Source organism: Chitinophaga sp. (genome assembly GCF_035564935.1).
In the GTDB taxonomy this organism is placed as follows: domain Bacteria; phylum Bacteroidota; class Bacteroidia; order Chitinophagales; family Chitinophagaceae; genus Chitinophaga.
Genome location: NZ_DATMTE010000134.1, coordinates 1 through 3,471, shown reverse-complemented (window position 1 = coordinate 3,471; position 3,471 = coordinate 1). Strand labels below are relative to the sequence as shown.

2 protein-coding genes are annotated in these 3,471 nt (G+C 49.9%); both read left to right on the top strand.

What is annotated here, in order from left to right; all coding sequences use genetic code 11:
• Positions 1-107: 107 nt before the first annotated feature.
• Positions 108-728, top strand: coding sequence for a hypothetical protein (locus VN105_RS03635; protein WP_108633555.1), 621 nt, complete (start codon positions 108-110; stop codon positions 726-728).
• The coding region (locus tag VN105_RS03630; protein WP_325638020.1) for a TonB-dependent receptor at positions 718-3,471 on the top strand (2,754 nt) is incomplete at its 3' end. The genes VN105_RS03635 and VN105_RS03630, both read left to right, overlap by 11 nt.

Here is a 3,471-nt window from a genome sequence, read left to right as displayed (position 1 = left end):
AATATTTTAAAATTCACTTATTTATAATAAATCTAAATACATATATTTGCAACATGCTTTTGCTAACAGGCAAAAACAATTAATCATTAACAGCTAAAGGAATACCTATGAAACATGTTATCATTGCCCTGGCACTCTCCTGGGGAACATTGACCGTATTTGCACAACAACAGGCCCGCAGTCCGCTGGCGAAGGATCTACAGATAAAAATCGCCTTACAGGCAGCACCTGCCGACCAACGTGAGGGAGCCAAGGTACTCGGTTATAATGAAAAGGGTGAATTTGTCACCTTGCAGGAAGGCACAACCGCCAACAACCTGATCTGCCTTGCACCGGATTACAAATCATCGGTACTGTATGCCTATGCCTACCCTAAGAGCCTGGATCCCTTTATGGCCAGAGGTCGTGAATTGATCGCCGAAGGCAAGCGCAAACAACGGGATGAAATCCGTGAGGCAGAACATAAAGCAGGTAAATTAAGCATTCCACAAACTCCTACGATCCTGTACGGCTATTGGGGACCATTGGCCAAATTAAATCAAACCACAGGTGAAATTGAAGGCGCACAGCGTCGTTATGTGATCTATGTGCCTTATGCGAAAGCAGCTGATATCGGTTTGTCGACCAAACCGGGTTTACCGGGCATCCCATGGTTAATGGACGAAGGGTCATACAAAGCACACATCATGATTAACCCCGAAAATATGGGACATAGCCATGGAAAATAAAGATACGCCATTGCTGATGCAACGGTCACTCCTATTTTTTGCCTTGCTGACTTTATCAACTGCTACGTTTGCCCTTCCGGCGGCAGGCACAACGCTATCGGTCGAAAGCACTTTTCAAGAAGGTGGCATCCGTGGCGTGATTACTGAGAAAGCAAGCGGCAAAGCATTGAAAGGCGCTACCGTGCAGATCAGCGAACTCGGCCTGTACACCAAGACCGACGAAAAGGGATTCTTTACCTTCAGCCGCATGCCGGCAGGTCAGTATACACTGGTAGTAAGCTACTTGGGCATGCTTACGGTTGAGGAATCCGTCACGTCGGGAAATCAGCCGATTGCCATCGCAATGCAAGAAAATTCAATAGCCCTGGCAGACGTGGTCGTTGTCGCCCGGGAAAACCGTAAGCAAGGTGCCACCTCCACCGTCATCAACCGCAAGGCCATCGAACATATGCAGGCCACCAACCTGGGCGAAGTCCTGCAATTGCTACCGGGTGCGATTACCATCAATCCGGATTTTACCAATGTAAACAAAGCCGGTATCCGAAATGTGGGCAATACCGACGGGACCAATCGTTCGTCGGATTTTATGAGTTCTCTAGGTACATCACTGATTATCAATGGCGCTCCGACATCCAACAATGCCAACCTGCAGTCCCTCGGCTCTGCGGCCATTGTGACGGGCACCTCCGGATCCAGCGGATCCAGCGGAAGCTTCTCCACTGCTCAGGGACTGGGCGCCGATATGCGCCAATATACGGCCGACAATATCGAATCCATCGAAGTCATCCGCGGTATCGCTGGCGTTGAATACGGCGATATGACTTCCGGAGCCATCCTCGTGCAGACCAAGGCCGGCAAAGAAAACTTGCAGGTAAAAGGACGGATAAATCCCAAACTGACCCAGTTCTGGGCCGGACAGGGTTTCGATCTGGGAAGCAACAGTGGTACCTTATTTGTTGATCTCGACTATACCCGAGCCAACGACAAACAAACTTCGGCTTACGCAACGTATAGCCGGGTGACCGGATCGGCGCAGTATACCAAAACATTTGGCCAGGACAGACCGCTTTATACCAATACCTATTTTTCCTTTGGCAGCAACCTGGACAAGGTCAAAATTGACCCCGATGCCAATGCCGTACCGGAGCTCAATAGGTCGCAGGAGTACAGCTATCGCTTCTCCAGCAACGGAAAATGGAAACTTAACAGCGCACTGGCGCGTCAATTGAATTATACCCTATCGTTAAACTACGCACTTCAAAAATCCTACCTGGAGAATTCCGGAACTTCGGGCATCTCTGCTGTTGGCAGTTCCTATACCGATGGTACATTTGATGTCCCCTATTTACCTGCAAACTATACCAATAAAGCATGGGTGGAGGGAAAACCGGTCAACCTGTTTGCCAAACTATCCGATGAGTTTTATGCCAAGACCGGTCTGTTTACGCACCGTCTGCTGGTCGGTGCGGACTACCGGATGGATGTCAATACAGGGAGCGGAAAGACTTTTGATCCAGATTTCCCCTACCGTACCAATGGCATGAACGGTTACCGCTCCAGGGCATACAAAGATGTTCCGGCACTCCATCAGCTCGGCGCCTATGCCGAAGACCGCATGACAGCCCGGTTTGGCAAGCGCGAACTGTCCATCCAGGCCGGTCTACGCATGGATCAGCTGCAGCCCTTCCGCAGCGACAACAAAGCGGTGCTGTCACCACGGATTAATGTAAGTTATGACCTACTGCCCTCGTTCAGCCTACGTGCGGGATATGGTATTGCGACCAAGGCGCCGACGCTGAACCTCCTGTATCCTGAAAATGCCTATTTCGACGTCTTCAGTTTAAATTATTACAAACAGGATCCCAACGAGGCTCTGGCGCTGATGACCACACGCGTCTATAATACAGGGAATAATCAGCTCAAATTAGCTAAATCATATAAAAAGGAAGTGGGTATCGATTGGAAAATCGGGAAAGACAGACGTCTCAGCATTACAGCTTATCACGATAAAATCGACAATGCCTACGATTATATGACCACCTTAAACAGCTTACAATATGCGCTTATCCCGACCTATACCGTGCAACAGGAAGTACCGGGCGGAAAACCGATCTTGAGCGATGTGGTAACCAATACGCCTTATGTGTTTAGCTATGCCACGCCGACCAACGATAGGCAGATCATCAATAAGGGCGCTGAATTTGACTTCGACATGGGGCGTTTTGACGCCATCCGTACCTCCTTGCAGCTCACAGGAGCCTACCAATCCACCAGATCGACCACCACCACACCCTACATCCTGGCACAGGAAGTACCCAATAAGCCCATGACACGCGTCGGCGTATTCGCTCCACGCGGTACGGAAGCCGAGCGATTCGTGACCTCACTACGGGCCATACACCATATTCCCGAACTGCGGTTTATCCTAACCTTGACGGCGCAGACCATCTGGCTTGACAAGGAACGCAATGTTGACTTCTCCAGTCTGCCCATAGGCTATATCCCTGTAGGACCGGGCCAGCCTATGGCCATCACCTATTTTTCAGAAGCCGAACGCCAGCAGATCACTTCCGCCGACCGGGATATCTACCTGAGCCTGAATGAGGGAACCTTCCGCAGCGAAAGCTGGAAACCGCTTTGGCTGTTCAATGTGAAACTCACCAAGGAATTTGCCAAAAATATGGGCTTCTCGTTCTACGCCAATAATTTCATCAACAATAGGCCATTGGTACGGAGTACACGT